This window comes from Draconibacterium mangrovi, assembly GCF_010586825.1.
In the GTDB taxonomy this organism is placed as follows: Bacteria; Bacteroidota; Bacteroidia; order Bacteroidales; family Prolixibacteraceae; genus Draconibacterium; species Draconibacterium mangrovi.
Map to the genome: position 1 here is coordinate 125,096 of NZ_JAAAGB010000010.1, position 19,593 is coordinate 144,688.

At 42.4% G+C, this 19,593-nt stretch carries 17 protein-coding genes; 6 read left to right on the top strand and 11 right to left on the bottom strand.

What is annotated here, in order from left to right; genetic code table 11:
- Positions 1-104 precede the first annotated feature (104 nt).
- The 10 genes from mutL to dapF all read right to left on the bottom strand — a co-directional run bounded on the left by mutL (position 105) and on the right by dapF (position 11,069).
- Positions 105-2,000: a DNA mismatch repair endonuclease MutL gene (gene mutL, locus G4420_RS19975; protein WP_163325715.1), complete on the bottom strand. Its 1,896-nt coding sequence runs from the start codon at positions 1,998-2,000 to the stop codon at positions 105-107.
- Positions 2,001-2,038: 38 nt separating this feature from the next.
- Positions 2,039-2,347, bottom strand: a complete 309-nt coding sequence (locus G4420_RS19980; protein ID WP_163325716.1) for a hypothetical protein — start codon at positions 2,345-2,347, stop codon at positions 2,039-2,041.
- A gap of 67 nt (positions 2,348-2,414) precedes the next feature.
- Positions 2,415-3,563, bottom strand: coding sequence for an iron-containing alcohol dehydrogenase (locus G4420_RS19985; RefSeq protein ID WP_163325717.1), 1,149 nt, complete (start codon positions 3,561-3,563; stop codon positions 2,415-2,417).
- Positions 3,564-3,573: 10 nt separating this feature from the next.
- Entirely contained in the window at positions 3,574-3,882 is a 309-nt protein-coding gene (locus G4420_RS19990) for a putative quinol monooxygenase (protein ID WP_163325718.1), read from the bottom strand.
- 68 nt (positions 3,883-3,950) lie between these two features.
- The gene (locus G4420_RS19995; RefSeq protein WP_163325719.1) at positions 3,951-5,474 is read right to left on the bottom strand and encodes a carbon-nitrogen hydrolase family protein; all 1,524 of its coding nucleotides are present in this window, start codon (positions 5,472-5,474) and stop codon (positions 3,951-3,953) included.
- A 125-nt stretch (positions 5,475-5,599) separates the two neighbouring features.
- Positions 5,600-6,664, bottom strand: coding sequence for a magnesium/cobalt transporter CorA (gene corA, locus G4420_RS20000; RefSeq protein WP_163325720.1), 1,065 nt, complete (start codon positions 6,662-6,664; stop codon positions 5,600-5,602).
- 222 nt (positions 6,665-6,886) lie between these two features.
- Complete coding sequence (der, locus tag G4420_RS20005) at positions 6,887-8,197, bottom strand: ribosome biogenesis GTPase Der (RefSeq protein WP_163325721.1); 1,311 nt, start codon at positions 8,195-8,197, stop codon at positions 6,887-6,889.
- A 129-nt stretch (positions 8,198-8,326) separates the two neighbouring features.
- The gene (gene era / locus G4420_RS20010) at positions 8,327-9,211 is read right to left on the bottom strand and encodes a GTPase Era (protein WP_163325722.1); all 885 of its coding nucleotides are present in this window, start codon (positions 9,209-9,211) and stop codon (positions 8,327-8,329) included.
- A gap of 227 nt (positions 9,212-9,438) precedes the next feature.
- The gene (locus tag G4420_RS20015) at positions 9,439-10,209 is read right to left on the bottom strand and encodes a polysaccharide deacetylase family protein (protein ID WP_163325723.1); all 771 of its coding nucleotides are present in this window, start codon (positions 10,207-10,209) and stop codon (positions 9,439-9,441) included.
- Entirely contained in the window at positions 10,206-11,069 is an 864-nt protein-coding gene (gene dapF / locus G4420_RS20020) for a diaminopimelate epimerase (RefSeq protein WP_163325724.1), read from the bottom strand. The genes G4420_RS20015 and dapF overlap by 4 nt, the downstream gene beginning before the upstream one ends.
- A gap of 167 nt (positions 11,070-11,236) precedes the next feature.
- Between dapF and G4420_RS20025 the strand changes: the two genes are divergently transcribed.
- The gene (locus tag G4420_RS20025; protein ID WP_163325725.1) at positions 11,237-12,466 is read left to right on the top strand and encodes an LL-diaminopimelate aminotransferase; all 1,230 of its coding nucleotides are present in this window, start codon (positions 11,237-11,239) and stop codon (positions 12,464-12,466) included.
- Between the two features lie 76 nt (positions 12,467-12,542).
- Here the strand turns inward: G4420_RS20025 and G4420_RS20030 are convergent, their stop codons facing one another.
- Positions 12,543-13,745, bottom strand: a complete 1,203-nt coding sequence (locus G4420_RS20030; protein WP_163325726.1) for a pyridoxal phosphate-dependent aminotransferase — start codon at positions 13,743-13,745, stop codon at positions 12,543-12,545.
- Positions 13,746-13,980: 235 nt separating this feature from the next.
- Between G4420_RS20030 and ald the strand changes: the two genes are divergently transcribed.
- The 5 genes from ald (at position 13,981) to G4420_RS20055 (ending at position 19,433) form a co-directional block, all read left to right on the top strand.
- Positions 13,981-15,093 (top strand): alanine dehydrogenase, encoded by a 1,113-nt coding sequence (gene ald / locus G4420_RS20035; protein WP_163325727.1) that lies wholly within the window; start codon positions 13,981-13,983, stop codon positions 15,091-15,093.
- Between the two features lie 300 nt (positions 15,094-15,393).
- On the top strand, positions 15,394-16,197 hold the full coding sequence (locus G4420_RS20040) for an ion transporter (protein ID WP_163325728.1): 804 nt from the start codon (positions 15,394-15,396) through the stop codon (positions 16,195-16,197).
- A gap of 148 nt (positions 16,198-16,345) precedes the next feature.
- Complete coding sequence (locus G4420_RS20045) at positions 16,346-17,140, top strand: thymidylate synthase (protein ID WP_163325729.1); 795 nt, start codon at positions 16,346-16,348, stop codon at positions 17,138-17,140.
- Positions 17,141-17,152: 12 nt separating this feature from the next.
- The gene (locus G4420_RS20050) at positions 17,153-17,656 is read left to right on the top strand and encodes a dihydrofolate reductase (RefSeq protein WP_163325730.1); all 504 of its coding nucleotides are present in this window, start codon (positions 17,153-17,155) and stop codon (positions 17,654-17,656) included.
- 37 nt (positions 17,657-17,693) lie between these two features.
- Positions 17,694-19,433: a M14 family metallopeptidase gene (locus G4420_RS20055; protein WP_163325731.1), complete on the top strand. Its 1,740-nt coding sequence runs from the start codon at positions 17,694-17,696 to the stop codon at positions 19,431-19,433.
- Positions 19,434-19,593 lie beyond the last annotated feature (160 nt).

Here is a 19,593-nt window from a genome sequence, read left to right on the forward strand (position 1 = left end):
TGTTACTTTCTGAATTTAACATTCTTCGTTTGTTTATTGTTTTAAGGCAAGTGAGTTACAATGACCACGCCAATATTTTAAAACGTCAAATTAACGACAATCTGTCATTTTGAAAAACTTTTTTCGATATCATATGTCGAAATAATGGTCAACACCTTTTTCCCATCGGGCGAAAAGTTGGGTGTCGCACAGGCAAATAAATTGTCAATAAGGTGATCCACCTCTTCCTGTTTCAGGTCGGTGCCATAATCCATTGCCGAAGCTTTTGCCAGCGAAGCAGCAATTTGCTCCCTTGCTTTTGAGCGCGCATTTACAGGCGATGTTTTATATTCTTCCAATAACCTTTCTACCACCAGCTCTGGCGAAGAAACATCCAATACGCCCGGAGTCCCGTTGATAACGAAGGTATCTTTCCCAAACTCGCGAATATCAAATCCCAACGACAACAGATCCTCCAGAATCGATTTCAGCAAAGCCGAATCGGCAGGATTGAGTTCTATGGTTTGCGGAAACAACTGTTGCTGGCTGGCCACTGAATCCGTTTTTAGTACCTCCATAAATTTTTCGTACAGGATGCGTTCGTGTGCGCGTTTCTGGTCGATAACCATCAAACCCGATTTTACAGGTGTTAATACATAACGCTGTTTCAGCTGCAAAACCTTTTTACCACTGAATTGCCCCGGTGCATTGGCATACAAATCATCAGTTCTCAATGCACTTTCGCGATATTCCGGCTCGGGTTTTAATTTCAATTGCGCTCCCTGGTAAAGATCTTCCCAGTTATCCAGGTTTTTCTTTTCCCTTCCTGCGCCGGGCGAAGCGCTTCGTCCCTGGCCGGCAGAATCCTTCTCGAACGGCGAGTAACCGCGTTCGGCAAACTGTTTTTCGTTGTCAAAAGGGTTGTAATCGGGATTGATTTGAATCTCCGGGAAACGCACTCCTTCACCATCCTTTTTCGGAACAGGAATATCGATGCTTCCGCTTTGGTCGAAATCAATTGACGGCACAACATTGTGTTTTCCTAACGATTCGCGTATCGACGCATGAATAATCGGCCAGATATCGCGTTCGTTTTCAAATTTTATCTCAGTTTTTGTTGGATGCACATTAATGTCGATCGCTTCCGGATCGAGCTCCAGAAACAAAAAATACGACGGATACGTATCGGGCGGCAACAGCTTTTCATAGGCCTGCGTTATGGCTTTATGAAAATACGGATGTCGCATAAAACGTCCGTTCACAAAAAAGAACTGTTCGCCCAATGTTTTGCGGGCGTATTTCGGCTGACCAATGTAACCGAAAACCTTTACAATGCTGGTATCTTCATCTACATTTATCAGGCTTTGGTTCAGGGATCTTCCAAACACATCAACCAAACGTTTCCGGTAGTTGGATGGTGGCAGATCATAAACTAGTGAGCCGTTATGAATCAACGATAATTTAATGTCGGGATTGGGCAGTGCTACCCGCTGAATTTCCCAGATAATATGTTTTAATTCGGTTGAATTTGCTTTCAGAAATTTGCGACGTGCCGGCACATTAAAAAACAGGTTTTTAATCATAAAATTGGTGCCGTTATTGCATCCTGCGGGTTCCTGTGTTTTTACTTCGGAACCGATAATATGAATAAAAGTACCCACCTCATCGTCGGCTTTTTTGGTACGCAGTTCCACATCTGCAATAGCGGCAATCGATGCCAGCGCCTCACCACGGAAACCCATAGTGCGAATGGCAAACAAATCGTTGGCCGAACGTATCTTTGAAGTAGCATGACGTTCGAAAGCCATCCGTGCATCGGTTGGCGACATTCCGCTTCCGTTGTCTGAAATATGAATAAGTGTCTTCCCTGCGTCTTTTATATTGATGGTAATTTCAGTTGCGCCCGCATCAAGAGCATTCTCCACAAGCTCTTTCACAACCGATGCCGGTCGCTGAATAACTTCTCCGGCAGCAATCTGATTGGCTACTGCATCGGGTAATAACTGAATAATATCGCTCAAGATTAAATCTTTAGAAATTTGTACTACGAGGTTCGCTTTTAGGCAAAAAAGTCGGAAAAGAAGAAAAGATAAAGCACCAGTGCAAGTATTATTACAATCCACACCAGACGGCGATTTTGTGCTCTCCGGGCCGATTCGGATGACCGGGCCCAGCCATCTCCCGTTCGAAACTGACCTTTAATGTTCGGACGATATGGACGATTGCTGTCCTTTTTCTCATCAACAATCCCCAACTCCTCCTTTATTCGGCGTTCCCGCTCGTCTCGCTCGTCCTTGTCGGGATTCCAAAAACGTGGTGTGATACTAAATCGTTTTGTTCCCGGTGTATGAAAAAAATTGCCAATCATCGCGTTCTGTTTATTGTACAAAGATAACTTTTATTCTACAAAAATTGTTCCGATAACGGATTGTCATTTACAACGACCGCTCCAAAATGCGAAACAACTGCTCATCTGTCAGTTCTACCGGATTCCCTTTCATACTACTTGCAACTTTTGCTTTTTCAACCAGAACCGGAAAATCTTCTTTTTTCAATCCGAATTCCGATAACGACGGAATTTGCAACTCGTCCACCAATTCCGCTGCCCAAATTGCAGCATCGTTTGACATAGCTTTTTCGTTTCCGGTAAGGATTTTTGCCAGCTCATCAAATTTCGAGCTATCGAGTTTATTTTCCCGCAAAGCCTGAATATTCTCTTCAATTACTGCCGACATCAGGCAGGCACAAACGGCACCGTGCGGAATAGGAAACATCCCTCCCATTGGCCCGGCAAAACCATGCACCGCACCCAGTTTTACATTGGCCAGTGCCATTCCTCCCAAAAGGCTGGACATGGCCATATCTTCGCGAGCCTCTTTATCGCTGCCATTTTTATATGCTTTTTGTAAAGATCGTGAGATTCGTGTCATTCCCTCGCGGCATAGCATATCGATAAAAGGATTGGCCTGGTTCGACACAAAGGTTTCGAGCAAATGAGTTAAGGCATCAACGCCGGTGCTGGCGGTTAATGCCGGCGGCATCGACCAGGTAAGAACCGGATCAACAACCGCGATATCGGGATACATGAAATTACTTCGCAAACTTACCTTTACATTGTTTTCGGGAGATTTTATTACCGAGTTTTTGGTTACCTCAGCACCGGTTCCGGCCGTTGTTGGGATGGCAATACATGGCAAAGGCTTTTCTGTCAGAGGTTTCCCGCGCCCAATTACTTCCAGGTAATCGAGCAATTCGCCTTTGTTAGTTGCCAGGGCAGCAATTGCTTTTGCACCGTCGATAACACTTCCTCCACCAAAACCCACAACTACATCACTTGCATGTTGGCGCACCAGCTGAACACCGGACTCAATTAAACCAGTAGTGGGTTCGCCGGGCACTTTAAAAATAATGGTATTTGTTCCCGGGCTGAATTTCGCCATTAATTCTTCGGCCCGCGACGAATTTTTCCCCGTTACCAAAACAACTTTCTTCCCAAAACCGGCAACAAGGCCTGGAACTTTCTCCAGCGAATGGTTTCCAAAAATAATTTGCCCCGCCGTTGCAAATGAAAAATTAACTGCCATATTTTTTGTCTTAATCCCAGCCTTCTTCGTCGGGATGTACATTATAAAATTTTAGTGCCGACCGTGGCTCAGCCATCATGTCGGCAACGGTATCGCGCCACTTTTGATAGTGCGCTGTCTCTTTGTGTTTTGCCGGATCGTCGGCCGTGCGATACACCTCCACTAATACAAAACGCGTAGGGTCGTCTTGTTGTTCTACAAAATCAAAACGGGCAATTCCCGGTTCGTTAATACTGTTTTTTGCATTCTCGATGGTGGCCGCTTTAAACGCCTCGATACAATCTTCTTTTACATGAACAAATACGTGAACGATAAACATAGTTTTTTATTTAGCCGGGAACGAAAACTTAGCAGTTTCCGCTCCCAATTTTTATGTCATAATTAGATTTAAATCTTCTTTTTCAGCTGGAACAAGTCCTGCCGACGGTCTTTCAAGTTTCTTACGCTGCCAAACTGATTTAGTTCGCGCAACAAACCGATATCCACATCGGCAATCAGAATCATTTCGGTATTTGGAGTAGCTTCGGCTTTTATTCCATTTACCGGGAAGGCAAAATCGCAGGGCGTAAATACCATCGATTGTGCATACTGAATATCCATATTATGCACTTTCGGCAAGTTGCCAACACTTCCGGCAATGGCCACGTAACATTCGTTTTCGATGGCACGTGCCTGCGAGCAGTTTCGCACGCGCGAAAAACCGTTTTGCGTGTCGGTTAAAAAGGGAACAAACAAAATATCCACTCCTTCATCTGCCAGTAAACGGCTCAATTCCGGGAATTCCGAATCGTAGCAAATCAACACACCAATCTTTCCACAATCGGTATCCAGCGCTTTTAAGGTATGCCCTCCCTGCATGCCCCAAATTTTTACCTCATCGGGTGTTACGTGTAGTTTTTCGTAACGCTCGGTACTTCCGTCGCGGCGACACAGGTAACCCGCATTATACAACTTGTCGTCCACCAACTCGGGCATACTGCCGGTAATTATATTGATGTTGTAACTAATGGCCAACTCCGAAAACTTTGCGGTAATAGAGTCGGTGTGTTTTGCCAGGTCTCGAATGGCTTCCGGCTCGGTTAAGTGGTTATTTTCGGCCATTAACGGCGCATTAAAAAACTCGGGAAAAAGGGCAAAATCGCAACGGTAGCCCGAAACGGCATCGATAAAAAACTCTGCCTGAAGCATCAGGTCTTCCAGCGTTTTATAAGGGCGCATTTGCCATTGTACCAAACCCAAACGAACCACTGTTTTTGTGATCTCCGGCTTTTTGCGTGGTTTCTCGTAATAAATATTATCCCACTCCAGCAATACGGCATATTCATTCGAGTCGGTGTCGCCTTCCAGATAACCTTTTATAATTTTTGCCGGGTGAAAATCGTTAGATATCTGAAAATTCAGCACCGGATCGTGAATCTCTTTTGTACGCACCTTTTGAATGTACTCTTTAGGCGACAGTTCATCCTGGTAAAGGTGATAATTCGGAATCCGTCCGCCAAATGCAATTCCCTTTAAATTAAGCCGTTCGCACAACTCTTTACGGTAATCGTACAAGCGGCGCCCCAGGCGCAATCCACGAAATTCGGGTTTAATAAAAATATCAATCCCGTATAACATATCGCCATTGGGCGAGTGCGTCTCAAAAGTATAATTCCCGGTAATTTCCTTGTAGGTGTGGTTATCTTCAAACTTGTCGTATTCAACCACAATGGCAAGCGCACAACCGGCAATCTGACCGTTTACTTTCAGTACTACCTGTCCCTCGGGGAAACGATCGATAAGTGATTTTATATGATGTTCTTTCCAGTAGGCGTCGGGCATGCTGGTGTACACCTGAATCATTGCCTCTTTGAGTTCCTGGTAATCATCGAATTTTAAATACTCCAGTTCTATATTATCAATGTCCTGCATATTTGTTTTCTTTTGGTTAAACTTTATCTGTCTTCCTCTTAAAATACAATTTCTTGCAGATTTCGAAGAAGAACACTGATTAAAAATTTAATTTCGGCTATACGTGCAAATGGCGTGAAACTTATTTACAACCACTTTTTTCGTTTGAAATAAATCAGTAATCCACCTCCCAGAATTAAAATAATTATCCAGAAAACCAAATAACTATACTTTAACTTTAGCTCCGGCATGTATTCGAAATTCATTCCATAAATGCCGGCAATAAAGGTTAGCGGAATAAATATCGAAGCAAAAATGGTAAGGGTTTTCATCACCTCGTTCATCCGGTTGCTCATGTTCGAATTGTAAATATTCAGCTGGTCGGAAGTCATGCTGTTGTACATTTCAACAGCCTCGGCACACTGAATGGTCAGGTCGCTTAAGTCTTTCAAAAAGGCAAAATTCTTTTTCTGAAAAAACGAGTCTTCGGTACGGAGCAAGGTTGCAATAAACTCCCGCATCGGGCGCACTGCTTTGCGTATGAAATTCAGTTCTGTTTTAAAACGGTAAATCTCTTCCACAATTTTAGAGTCCATGGTTCTAAAAAGCCGTTCTTCAATATCTTCCACCTGCCGGCCAATATTTTCAATCAGAATGGAATAATTATCAGCAAGGGCATCCATTAAAGCATAAGCCAGGTAATCGTTTCCGCTTATGCGTATTCGGCCTTTACTTTTGCGAATGCGCTCGCGAACCACTTCAAAAAAATGAGCTCTCTGCTCCTGCAAAGTCAACACATAGTTTTCGCCTAAAATCAATGTAACCTGCTCGGCATGTATCCGGTAGGCATCCTTCCCCTGAAGCAGGATTTTCATAATAAAAGCATCGTAGTGCTCACCATTCTCGTATTTTGGCGATTGGTCGGTATTCAGCATATCTTCGAGCAGCAGTGATGGCAATTTAAATTCTTCACCCAATTCTTTAATCATCTCCAAATCATGCAGCCCGTATATATTTATCCAGTTTACTTTACCTTCTTTAAATTTTTGCTGTGCCATTGCAATCGAGTCAACCGTTTCCTCCAGCAATTCATCTTTATCGTAGGTGATAAACTGAATTTCCGACTGTTCCATTTTTTGTCTGCCGATTAAAACCAGCGAACCGGGAACTGCTCCCTTTGCGTTTGAGCGATCTTTTAAAAAACGTGCCATATTATTTCTTTTATGCTTCGGGATTTAACACCATACAATAACCAATCCCAAAGAATTTTAGCCAATTTAATAAATTAATTGCTCTTTATCGCAAGCAGTTTCCCATCTGCACACTAAAATTTTTGGGCACTAAAACACAAAAAAAATTCCACCTGCAAATCATGCAAATGGAATTTTTCAACTTCTAACTTCGGCCTTCCGACTTCGAACTTCAAGCTCCTTCTATTTCTGTCTGAAATAAATTTGTACAGGAACGCCGGTAAAATTGAAGTTATCGCGCAACTGGTTTTCCAGATAACGTTTATATGGCTCTTTTATATACTGTGGCAAGTTGGCAAAAAAAGCAAAGGTAGGCGTTGGCGATGGCAACTGCGTACAATACTTAATTTTTATGTACTTGCCTTTTATCGATGGTGGTCCGTAGTTTTCAATCGCTTCAAGCATCACTTCGTTCAGTTCCGAGGTTTTAATGCGTTGTTGGCGATTTTCGTGTACCTCCATTGCCAATTCCAGGGCTTTATGTACCCGTTGTTTTGTAAGGGCCGAAATAAAAACAATGGGCACATCGGTAAAAGGGGCCATTCGGTTATGAATTTCCTCGGTTATCTTTTTGGTTGTCATGGTATCTTTATCAATCAAATCCCATTTATTCACCAAAATAACCACGCCTTTTTTATTTTTTAATATCAGATTCAGGATGTTCATATCCTGTGCTTCCACACCGCGTGTTGCATCAATAAGCAACAAACAAACATCTGAATTTTCAATTGTACGCACCGAGCGTAAAACGGAGTAAAACTCCAGGTCTTCGCTAACTTTTCCCTTTTTACGCAGTCCGGCTGTGTCAACGATCATAAAATCGTGGCCAAACTTATTGTATCGGGTATGTATTGAATCGCGGGTTGTGCCGGCCACATCGGTTACAATGTTACGGTCTTCACCGATCAATGCATTTATAAACGACGATTTACCCACATTCGGGCGGCCAACCACAGAAATATGTGGCAACTCGTGTTCCTCTTCCAACGATTCTCTGTTCGGGAATTTGGCAACCAGGGCATCCAGCATATCGCCGGTTCCACTTCCTGTCATCGACGAAACACAATAGATTTCGCCCAATCCCAAACCGTAAAATTCCTGCGCGTCCATAATTCGATTATGGTTATCGACTTTGTTTACAACCAGGATAATCTCTTTTTTGCTGCGTCGTAAAATATTGGCGATGGCATCATCCAGATCGGTAATTCCCAGTTCCACATCAACTACAAACATAATTACATCTGCCTCATCAATGGCCAAATGCACTTGTTTGTTGATCTCTGCTTCAAAAATATCTTCCGAATTTACCACATAACCACCGGTGTCGATCACCGAATATTCAACGCCAATCCACTCGCCTTTTCCGTAATTACGGTCGCGGGTAACGCCGGCTGTTTCGTCAACAATGGCTTTACGCTGTTCAATCAAACGATTAAACAACGTTGATTTCCCCACATTCGGGCGTCCTACTATAGCTACTATTCTGCTGCTCATTTTTTGTTCCTTTTTGTTAAGGGCTAAAGCCCATGTTTACCGGAGGTTTTTATCGCCTCCGACTTGAAAGTCAGGACTGAGGATATCTCTTTTAATACTTCCTACTCCAGCCTACCGTCTTCTGACTTTTTAAAATTTATCGTATCCAAATTGTTTCAACTGACCGTCTTTCTCGCGCCAGTCTTTGGCTACTTTCACATACAACTCCAGAAAAATTTTCTTATCGAAAAACTCTTCTGCATCAGTTCGTGCTTCTGTTCCCACACGTTTTATACTTTTTCCCTGATGGCCGATAATAATTCCTTTCTGGCTTTCGCGCGAAACATAAATTACCGTACGGATATTGATAATCTTCTCCTCTTCTTTAAACTCTTCAACCTCAACTTCAACCGAATAAGGAATTTCTTTTTGGTAATGCAGAAGAATCTTCTCGCGAATAATTTCCTGCATAAAAAAGCGCTCGTTCCGGTCGGTTAATTGATCTTTCGAGAAAAAGGCCGGGCCTTCGGGCAAGTGCTCCAAAATACGATCGAAAATCTGTTCGATATTAAATCTTTCGAGTGCCGAAATCGGAAAAACATCCGCTCCCGGGAAAGTGTTCGACCAGTGATCGTACAGTTTTAATACTTCTTCCTGATTCGACAGATCGATCTTGTTTAGCAACACGATTACCGGCATGTTCGACTTACGTACTTTTTCGATGTACTCCGGATTTTTGTCTACCTTTTCTTTAACATCGGTAACAAAAAGAATCACGTCAGCATCGATTAAAGCCGTATCAACAAACCTCATCATTGATTCCTGAAGCTTGTAACTGGGCTTCAGAATACCGGGAGTATCGGAATAAACAATCTGGAAATCTTCGCCACTTACAATGCCTTTTATGCGGTGGCGTGTGGTTTGCATCTTTTGGGTGATGATAGACAGTTTTTCGCCTACCAGTGCATTCATAATTGTTGATTTACCCACATTCGGGTTGCCAACAATGTTCACAAATCCTGCTTTATGTGCCATTATTTCAAACTATTAGGTGTTCCATCCCTTTCGGGATTTCTCTGTTATTTTTTAAAAATCGGCACAAAGATAATCTAATTCAACAAATTGCGCTCACACCGGCATAATATTTTGATTTTCAATGCAAAAGTTTCACACAGGCACTATCAATCAGAAATAACCTCCGTTTTACTTCTGACAATATTTTTTTGAATTAATGATTGCCGGCTGAAATACCGTGAATGCAATTATTGATTTTCTTTCACGTACTTCATTACATTTATAAAGGAGTCGCTGTAAAGATCATCACTGTTTTCACTAACATACTGGAGCAGTTTTTTATGTACATCAGTTGCAGTATTTAAATAACCACCGCCCACACTGTGAAACATGAAAACCACAATTGTTCCGTTTGCTTTGGCTTCCTCAACCTGAGCGATCAAATCATTAATATCCGGATCAACCGATGTATAACTTGGTGTTTTCCATGTTTTATATCCGTCCATGGTCTCCGGGATGGGACCATCGCAACGGGCAGCCACAAATATACTTTTTATTGAATCGGTAAAATCCACTCCGTTCGCAACAAAATGACCACAGGTGTATCCGTATGATCGTTCTGTATTCCCGTCAACAGCTTTTAGCAAGGTGTTGGCTGTTTTTAACTCGGCAACAATTTGTTCGGGAGTATAAGTTCTCAGGTCGTACTCGGGTTTTACCCAATCCCTCCCTGTACCATCGCATGGATGAAACAAGGTGTGGTTTCCCAACTCGTGTCCTCGCTTTGTAATGGCTCGCCACTCTTCGGTTCGGTTATATAAACTTGGTGATTTGCCGGTGCAGAAGAATGTTCCTTTCAAACCAAATTCATCCAATTGCGGAACGGCAATATCCAAATGGCAATCCAATCCATCATCATAGGTAAAAACCACAGCCGCTTTCGCGCCATTTGGCCATTCAAACTGTGCATTTGAGCTGAATGCAAAAACAGTCAGCAATACGATCAAAAGTGTTCTCATAGCTCCAGATCTTCAATTAATTCAGCACTCAATATTCCTGATCCAATTTCGCGTACTTCGCCGGTCATGCGGATTTCCCAGTCTTCATCAATTTCGATGGACAGATCACCACCCGGCATTTTTATGGTTAAGTTTCGTTCGGTCAATCCACGTTTTACAACGGTACAAGCCACTGCGCACGATGAACTTCCTGATGCCAGAGTCCAGCCCGCACCGCGCTCCCAGATCATCACTTCCACTTCGTTTGGCGAAACAACTTTTGCAAATTGTACATTTATACGGTTCGGAAACATCGGATTCGTTTCAATTTGCGGCCCGAAAGTTTTTATTTCCTTTTCATCCAATTCGTCTTTTAAAACCACGCAATGCGGATTGCCTACCGACACGCAGTTAATTTCGTATCCACGGTATTCCAGTTCCAGTGTCTCACCGATGCATTCCTCTTTTTCGCAATTAACAGGTATTTTTTTCGATTCAAAAATCGCCTTTCCCATATCCACTTTTATAGTGAAAGCTTTGTTGTTTTTCTCCTCAATCACCTCTGCCCGCACCAATCCGCCTGGCGTTTCAATGCTAAATGATTTTGATAAGGCAAAACCATAATCGTACAAATATTTGGCAAAAATACGTAAGCCATTACCGCTTTTCTCTGCCTCCGAACCATCGGGATTCAGAATACGCAAACCAAAATCAGCTTTATCGCTAGGCACTTTCAAAAGAATGCCATCGGAGCCAATTCCAAAGTGAACATCACAAATACGAATTATGGCTTTTTCTGTTAATTCAAAAGTTATCTCATCCTGGTTTAAAACGATATAATCGTTGCCCAGACCGTGTGACTTTACAAAGAAGTTTTGCATCTCAAAATAATTTTTCCACAAAATTAACAGAGTTTGCCCAATCCTCAGCAGGCAACAAGCATTAAATTAATCTAAATAACCACAAAGGAATTCGCCGTAAAAATACTTGCCGATAGTTTTTTTTATCTTTACGCTCCAATTTGGAACATAGTATAAAATAGACAGATATGGCAAAAATTAACGAGAATTACCTGAAACTTCAGGCGGGGTATCTTTTCCCGGAAATTGGGCGCAGAGTGAGCGAATTCATCGAAGCCAATCCCGATAAAAAAGTAATTAAAATGGGTATCGGCGATGTTACCCAACCATTGGTCCCCAGTGTTGTAAAAGCTTTTCACGAAGGCGTTGACGAAATGGCGAAAGGTGAAACTTTTAAAGGTTACGGACCGGAACAAGGTTATGCGTTCCTGCGCGAAGCCATTGCAAAACACTCGTACCAGGAGAAAGGTATCGATATATCGGCGGATGAGATTTTTGTTTCTGACGGCTCGAAATGCGACACCGGAAATATTCAGGAGATTTTTGGCAACGACAATAAAATTGCGATTTGCGACCCGGTCTACCCGGTTTATGCTGATACAACGGTAATGAGCGGAAAAACCGGTGCTTGCCAGGCAAACGGTCATTACGAAGGAATAATTTATATGCCTTGTACAAAAGAAAACGGCTTTATTCCTGAGCTGCCGACTGAAACTCCTGATCTGATTTTCCTTTGCTACCCGAACAACCCAACAGGAACAGTAGCTTCAAAAGAAGAATTGAAAAAGTGGGTTGATTATGCCATCGAAAAAAATGCGATAATTCTTTACGATGCGGCTTACGAAGCTTTTATCACCGAAGATGGAATTCCACGTTCGATCTACGAAATTGAAGGCGCGAAAAAAGTTGCCATCGAATTCCGCAGTTTCTCAAAAACAGCAGGTTTTACCGGAACACGTTGCGCGATTACCGTTATTCCGAACGAGCTGGTAGCATACGATTCAGAAGGACAAGCACACCAGGTAAAAAAATTGTGGAACCGCCGTCAGTCAACCAAATTTAACGGCGTTTCTTACCCGGTTCAGAAAGCGGCTGCTGCCATTTACACCGAAGAAGGTAAAAAAGAGGTAGAAGAAGTAATTACCTACTACCTGGAAAACGCCAAAATAATGCGTGAAAGTCTGGCCGAAATTGGCTACGAAGTTTACGGTGGTGTTAATGCTCCTTATGTGTGGGTGAAAACCAAAAATAACATGACATCGTGGGACTTTTTCGATAAAGTTTTAAACGAAGCGAACCTGGTTGGAACTCCAGGATCCGGTTTTGGCCCTGCAGGTGAAGGTTATTTCCGCTTTTCAGCATTTGCCGACCGTGAAAATGTACTGGAAGCAATGGAACGCGTTAAGAACTTAGCGTAACAAGTAAGCAAATAAAGAAAAACCGGACTGAGAACAGTCCGGTTTTTTTATGCTATAAGAGTTCTATTTTTAAACGTTAACGTTCCTTTCTTCCGGGATAAACTTTTAGCGCCTCGGTTAAAATCTTCAAACAAACGCCCAAATCGTTCTTGTTCAACACATAAGCAATTCGCACTTCATCCTGCCCTTTATCCGAGCCGGTATAAAAGCCCGAAGCCGGTGCAAGAAAAACGGTCTGTCCTTCGAATTGAAAATCGGACAATAACCACGCACAAAATTTATCGGCATTATCAACCGGCAAACGCGCAACGGTATAAAATGCTCCCATTGGGATTGGAGAATACACGCCATCGATGCGGTTCAGCCCGTCGATCAAAAACTTTCGTCGCTGAACATACTCGTTGTAGTTATTCAGCATGTATTCCGGATCGGCATCCAATGAAGCTTCGGCAGCAATTTGCCCAATAAGTGGCGGACTCAAACGTGCCTGACAAAACTTCATCACATTTTTCTTCACGGCTGCATTTTTGGTGATCAGTGCACCAATTCGCAAACCACATTCGCTGTAACGTTTCGATACAGAGTCGACCAAAACAACATTCTGCTCAATTCCTTCCAGGTGAAAAGCCGAAATATAAGGAGCGCCGGTATAACAAAACTCGCGGTAAACCTCATCGGAGAACAAATACAGGTCGTATTTTTTCACCAGGTCGCGAATGGCATTCATTTCCTGCTGGGTGTACAAATAGCCGGTTGGGTTATTCGGATTGCAGATCATTATCCCCTTGGTTTTGGGAGTGATCAGCTTCTCGAATTCTTCGATTGGAGGTAATACAAATCCTTCTTCAATGTCGCCCGGAATCGATTTAATCTTAGCTCCGGCAACAATTGCAAACGCTTCGTAGTTGGCATAAGCCGGTTCGGGCACAATAATTTCGTCGCCCGGGTCGAGACAACTCATAAAAGCAAAGGTTACCGCCTCGCTACCTCCCGAGGTAACAATGATATCATCAGCCGTAACATCAATATCAAATTTGTGGTAATATTTCGCCAGTTTCTGACGAAACGACAAAATTCCTTCACTCGGAGTGTATTCCAGAATTTCCCGGTCGATCGACCGGATGGCCGCGAGTGCTTCAGGAGGCGTTGGCAAATCGGGCTGACCGATGTTTAAATGGAACACTTTAACCCCTCTCTCTTTAGCTTCATGAGCTAACGGAGCTAATTTCCTGATTGGTGAATCAGGCATTATCCTTCCTCTGTCTGATACTGTCGGCATGTTATATAATATTTTTTAAAAGCAAGCAAAGATAAGATTATCAAACTGAAAACAATAATCTAAAATTTCAGACAAATTAATATCTTATTGCAAACTTAACTTGCAATTTCTAAGTATATGATGTCATACATGTTACTTTTACAATAAATTGTTCCAAATCCTGAGCATTTATCATGTTTTAGTCATAAATAGTGGTCTATTTTTGAACTCAGAAAAAACTCAAATATTTACTGTAATGATAATTGGAGTACCAAAGGAAATTAAAAATAACGAAAACCGTATTGCACTTACACCTGCCGGTGCTGCGGAGTTGGTTAAACATGGTCATGAAGTATATGTTCAGGCCGGAGGTGGCATGGGTAGCGGTTTCCCTGATGAAGACTATATTGGAGCCGGAGCCAAAATGCTTCCAACCATTGAGGAAGTTTACGGCATTGCCGAAATGATCATCAAAGTAAAAGAGCCGATTGAAGAGGAATATAAGCTGATTAAAGAAGGACAAATTCTTTACACTTATTTTCACTTTGCATCGTGCGAGCCTTTAACACATGCCATGATCGCAAACAAATCGATTTGTTTGGCTTACGAAACTGTTGAATTGCCTGACCGCTCGCTTCCGTTGCTTGTACCAATGAGCGAGGTTGCCGGTCGTATGTCAATTCAGGAAGGTGCTAAATACCTTGAAAAAACTTATGGTGGTTACGGTGTACTTCTTGGTGGAGTTGCCGGAGTTCTTCCTGCTAAAGTTTTGATTATTGGTGGTGGTATTGTGGGTACCGAAGCAGCTAAAATGGCTGCCGGATTGGGTGCCGATGTTACCATTATGGATGTATCATTGAGACGCCTGCGTTACCTCGACGACATTATGCCTGCCAACGTAAAAACGATGATGAGTAACGAGTTTAACATTCGCGAGATGGTCAAATCGCACGATGTTATTATCGGTGCTGTTCTTATTCCTGGTGCCAAAGCGCCACATTTGGTAACACGTGATATGCTGAGCACAATGAAACCGGGTACTGTTTTGGTTGACGTTGCCGTTGACCAGGGTGGATGTTTCGAAACTACACACGCAACTACGCACGCCGATCCGACCTATGTAATCGACCATGTATTGCATTACTGTGTGGCCAACATGCCGGGTGCTGTTCCGCGTACTTCAACAATTGCGCTTACCAATGCTACACTTCCTTATGCTCTTGAAATTGCTGGCAAAGGATGGAAACAAGCATGTATCGACAACGAGCCATTACGTAAAGGGCTGAATGTTGTTGACGGGAAAGTGGTTTACAAAGGCGTTGCCGAAGCTTTCGACTTGCCTTACGAAAGTGTTGAAACCGTTCTCTAAAAACCAATACGAAATAATTTCAAAAAGCCTTTTCCATTTATTTGGGAAGGGCTTTTTTATGCGTGATATATTGCTACTGCTCATTCACTTGACTGCAGAATTTTTTTCACTTGACATCTCTTTAGACCTCACTTGTGTCCGTTTAAAAGATCACTTGACATCTTTTTATACATGACCTGACGCTTCTATAATTTCATCAAGTCCATTTTTTTTCGAACGTCTTAATCTTTGCGAACACGCCTTTTGTTCAGATTCGATTTTCGAAATTAATAGTATCTTTAAATCACAATTTTGCTGTAGATGAGTAAAACCAAACAGAAGATTTACGAGATTATTTTTGAAGCCGACACGCTGGGTGGCAAACTATTCGATGTTGTTTTGCTGGCCGTTATCCTTTTCAGTGTAGTGCTGGTAATGCTCGAGAGTGTTCCTCAAATTCGTGAAAACCACCAGCCGTTGCTTCGTATTCTGGAATGGGCCATCACCATCGTTTTCACCATCGAATATGTGTTGCGCATTGCCATAATCAACAAACCATTTCGTTATATTTTCAGTTTTTATGGCATTATCGACCTGCTGTCGGTTTTACCAACTTATATCGGATTAATCATCGTTGGGTCGCATAGTTTGGTCGTGATTCGGATTCTCCGCTTACTGCGTGTTTTCCGTATTTTAAAACTTACACGATACACCGAGGCAGGCCGCTCACTGGCAAAAGCCATTTGGAACAGTCGCGAAAAAATAAGTGTTTTTATCTTTTTTGTAACCATGTTGGTCATTATTATCGGAACGGTTATGTACCTTGTTGAAGGCCCGCAACACGGTTTCACCAGCATCCCAAAAGGAATATACTGGGCAATCGTTACCCTTACCACCGTTGGCTATGGCGATATCAGTCCCGGAACGCCATTCGGACAATTTATTGCCAGTATTGTAATGATTATGGGTTACGCTATCATTGCCGTTCCAACGGGTATTGTTACTGCCGAGATTATCAATCCAACCAGCGATAAAAACACACAGGTTTGTCCGCAGTGTCTACATCCATCGCACGACGACGATGCTGTTTTTTGTAAGAAATGCGGTTCGCGGCTTAATCCTTAACCCTGAAATTATTGATAGCATCACCGGGAGTGATACTCTCACTAAAAATGTGTCCGTTAACAACCTCAGTGTAATTGTGAATATTTAAACTGCGGAAATCGGAAGCAGTTCTTTTTGAACGATTATTTTTGTGGGAAATATTTGAAAAATGAGGCAGTATTTAGATCTATTGGAAACTATTTTAGAGAAGGGAGCGGTTAAAGAAGACCGCACGGGAACAGGAACGATCAGCCGTTTTGGACACCAAATGCGCTTTGATCTGAGCGAAGGTTTTCCGATGGTAACAACAAAAAAACTGCACCTGAAATCGATTATTTACGAATTGCTTTGGTTTTTGAAAGGCGACACTAATGTAAAATATTTGCAGGATAACGGGGTACGTATCTGGAACGAGTGGGCCGACGACGATGGCAACCTTGGACACATTTACGGCTACCAGTGGCGCAGCTGGCCAACACCCGATGGCGGCCACATCGACCAGATTTCGCAGGTAATTGATGCTATAAAAAACAATCCCGACTCGCGACGCCATTTGGTTAGCGCCTGGAATGTTGGTGAACTCGACAAAATGAACCTGCCACCGTGCCACATACTTTTCCAGTTTTATGTTGCCGACGGAAAATTATCGTGCCAGCTGTACCAGCGCAGTGCCGATGTATTTTTGGGCGTTCCTTTTAATATTGCATCTTACGCATTACTAACCATGATGATGGCACAGGTTTGCGATCTTGAACCAGGCGATTTTGTGCATACTTTTGGCGACGTACATATTTATTCCAATCACATCGAGCAGGTTAAATTGCAGCTATCGCGCGAACCCCTTCCGCTGCCGCAAATGAAGATCAACCCGGATGTAAAAAGCATTTTTGATTTTAAATTCGAAGACTTCGAGTTGGTTGGTTACCAGTCGCACCCACACATTAAAGGAGCTGTTGCCGTTTAAAACAATTTTAAAATGACAAATACAATTCAAAAAAATATCTCGATAATCGTTGCTATTGCCAAGAACTTTGCCATAGGCAAAAACAACGATCTGCTGTTTCATTTACCAAACGATTTGAAACGTTTTAAAGAAATTACCAGCGGACACACCATTATTATGGGGCGAAACACACTGTTGTCGCTACCAAAATGGCCACTGCCAAACCGCCGACACATTGTTATTACCGATAAACAAGACGATGTATTTCCAGGATGTGAAACGGTTTTTTCCATTGATGAGGCTATTGAAAAAGTGAAAGATGAAAAAGAGGCTTTTATCATTGGTGGCGGAATGATTTATAAACAGTTCTTCCCGGTTGCCGGCAAACTTTACCTTACGCTGGTGCACAAAACTTTTGATGCCGACACCTATTTTCCCGAGGTTAATTATGCCGAGTGGAATGAATTAAAACGCGAAGATCTGCACGACGAAAAGAACAATTTTGATTATTCTTACCTTGATTTAGAACGAAAATAATTTTGCGTTTGTAGCCTGGCTACTCAATTATTACATCATGAGAAAAAAAACTGCTTTGGTTGTAGTGCTGTGCGCTGTCAGCCTGTTTTTGTTTGCCCAAAAACCACTGTTGAACCTAAAGTACGAGCAAAATTACACGCCTACTTACGACGAAGTAATTGATATGCTTGAACTGCTTGATGCGAAGTACGAAAATGCAACACTCGTTGAAAATGGTTTTACCGACATTGGCAAACCATTACACACCTTCATTATTAACAGTGAACCGGAATTTGATCCTGAAAAAATTAAAGCACAGGGAAAAACAGTTTTGCTCGTCAACAACGGAATTCACCCGGGCGAGCCGGAAGGAATCGACGCCAGTCTGCAGTTTGCCGACGATATTCTGCGGAATAAAGATGGGATGAAAAAGTGGCTCGACAATACGGTAATTGTTATCATTCCAGTGTACAACATTGGCGGACACCTGAACCGTGGCAAATACAACCGCGCCAACCAGGCCACACCTTACGAAACCGGGTTTCGTGGAAATGCAAAAAACCTTGATCTGAACCGCGACTTTGCCAAATGCGATTCGGAGAATGCCCGGTCTATAAACAAGATTTTTAATGAATGGGATCCTGATGTTTTTCTGGATACCCACACAACAAACGGTTCCGACCATCAATACAGCATCACATTAATTACGCCTTTTCCCGATTATTTTCCACCGGCGCAGGAGCAATTTCTGCGTAACCGGATGATCCCCGATATTTATAAAAAAATGGAAAAGGGCGAGTATAAGCTGATTCCATATGTGAACTGGGTTAATTACCAGCCGCTGTCAGGAATTCTGCTATGGCAGGATTCGCCGAGGTATTCATCGGGTTATGCCAGCCTTTTTAACTGCTACGGAATGATGACTGAAAACCACGTGTATAAAGACTTTGCCGACCGCGTAAAATCGTGCTACCAGTTTATTATTGCATTAAGCGAGTTCACGTCCGAGAATTCGGAAGAAATTATTGCCAGCCGCCAACAAGGAACCGAAGAACTGTTAAAGATGCCTACCTACCCGATTACCTACCAGGTAGACACCACGCAATACAGCACATTAACTTTTGATGGTTATGAAACCAGCGAAGAAATTATTGACAAAGTTACCGGCCTGCCACGTTTTGGCTACGACCGTTCGAAACCGCTTTCGAAAGAAATCCGCTATTACGATACCTACAACGCGGTAGAAGAAATTACAATTCCGGAATTCTATGTTCTTCCACAAGGCTGGACCGAAGTAATTGAAAGATTAAAACTGAACGGCATTGAAATGATATCGCTAAAAAATGATACGCTAATGGAAGTAACGGTTGATTATATCGACGAATACTCAAGTCCTAAGCAACCGTTTAACGGTCATTATATTCATAACGAAGTGACTACCAGAAGTGAGGTTCAACAAATAATGTATTACGCCGGCGACCTGCTGATTCCGGTTCGCCAGCGCAAAATGAAATACATTCTGGAAATGTTGGAACCCAAAGCAATGGACTCATTTTTCCGCTGGAACTTTTTTGATTCCATTCTTGACCAACGCGAATATTTTTCGTCGTATGGATTTGAAGAAAATGCGCTGAAATATCAAAATGAGCATCCCGAGTTTAAAAAGCAGCTGGAAGAGAAACGCAAAGCCGATACGGAATTTGCAACGGATCACCGGGCACAGTTAAGCTACATTTACAACAACACCGAATGGGCTGAAAAAACCTATAAACGTTATCCGGTAGCAAAAATCTATTAAAAGAAAAAAAGGATCACCCGAAAAATCCGGTGGATCAATTTAGATATTGAATATTATTCCGTGCCTGCCGAATTCTAAGATAAAAACAACAGAATTATAAAAAATTACAGATGTTGGTGTAAAGGGACAAATGGAGTCTTTCTTTTAACAACTGCAAAAA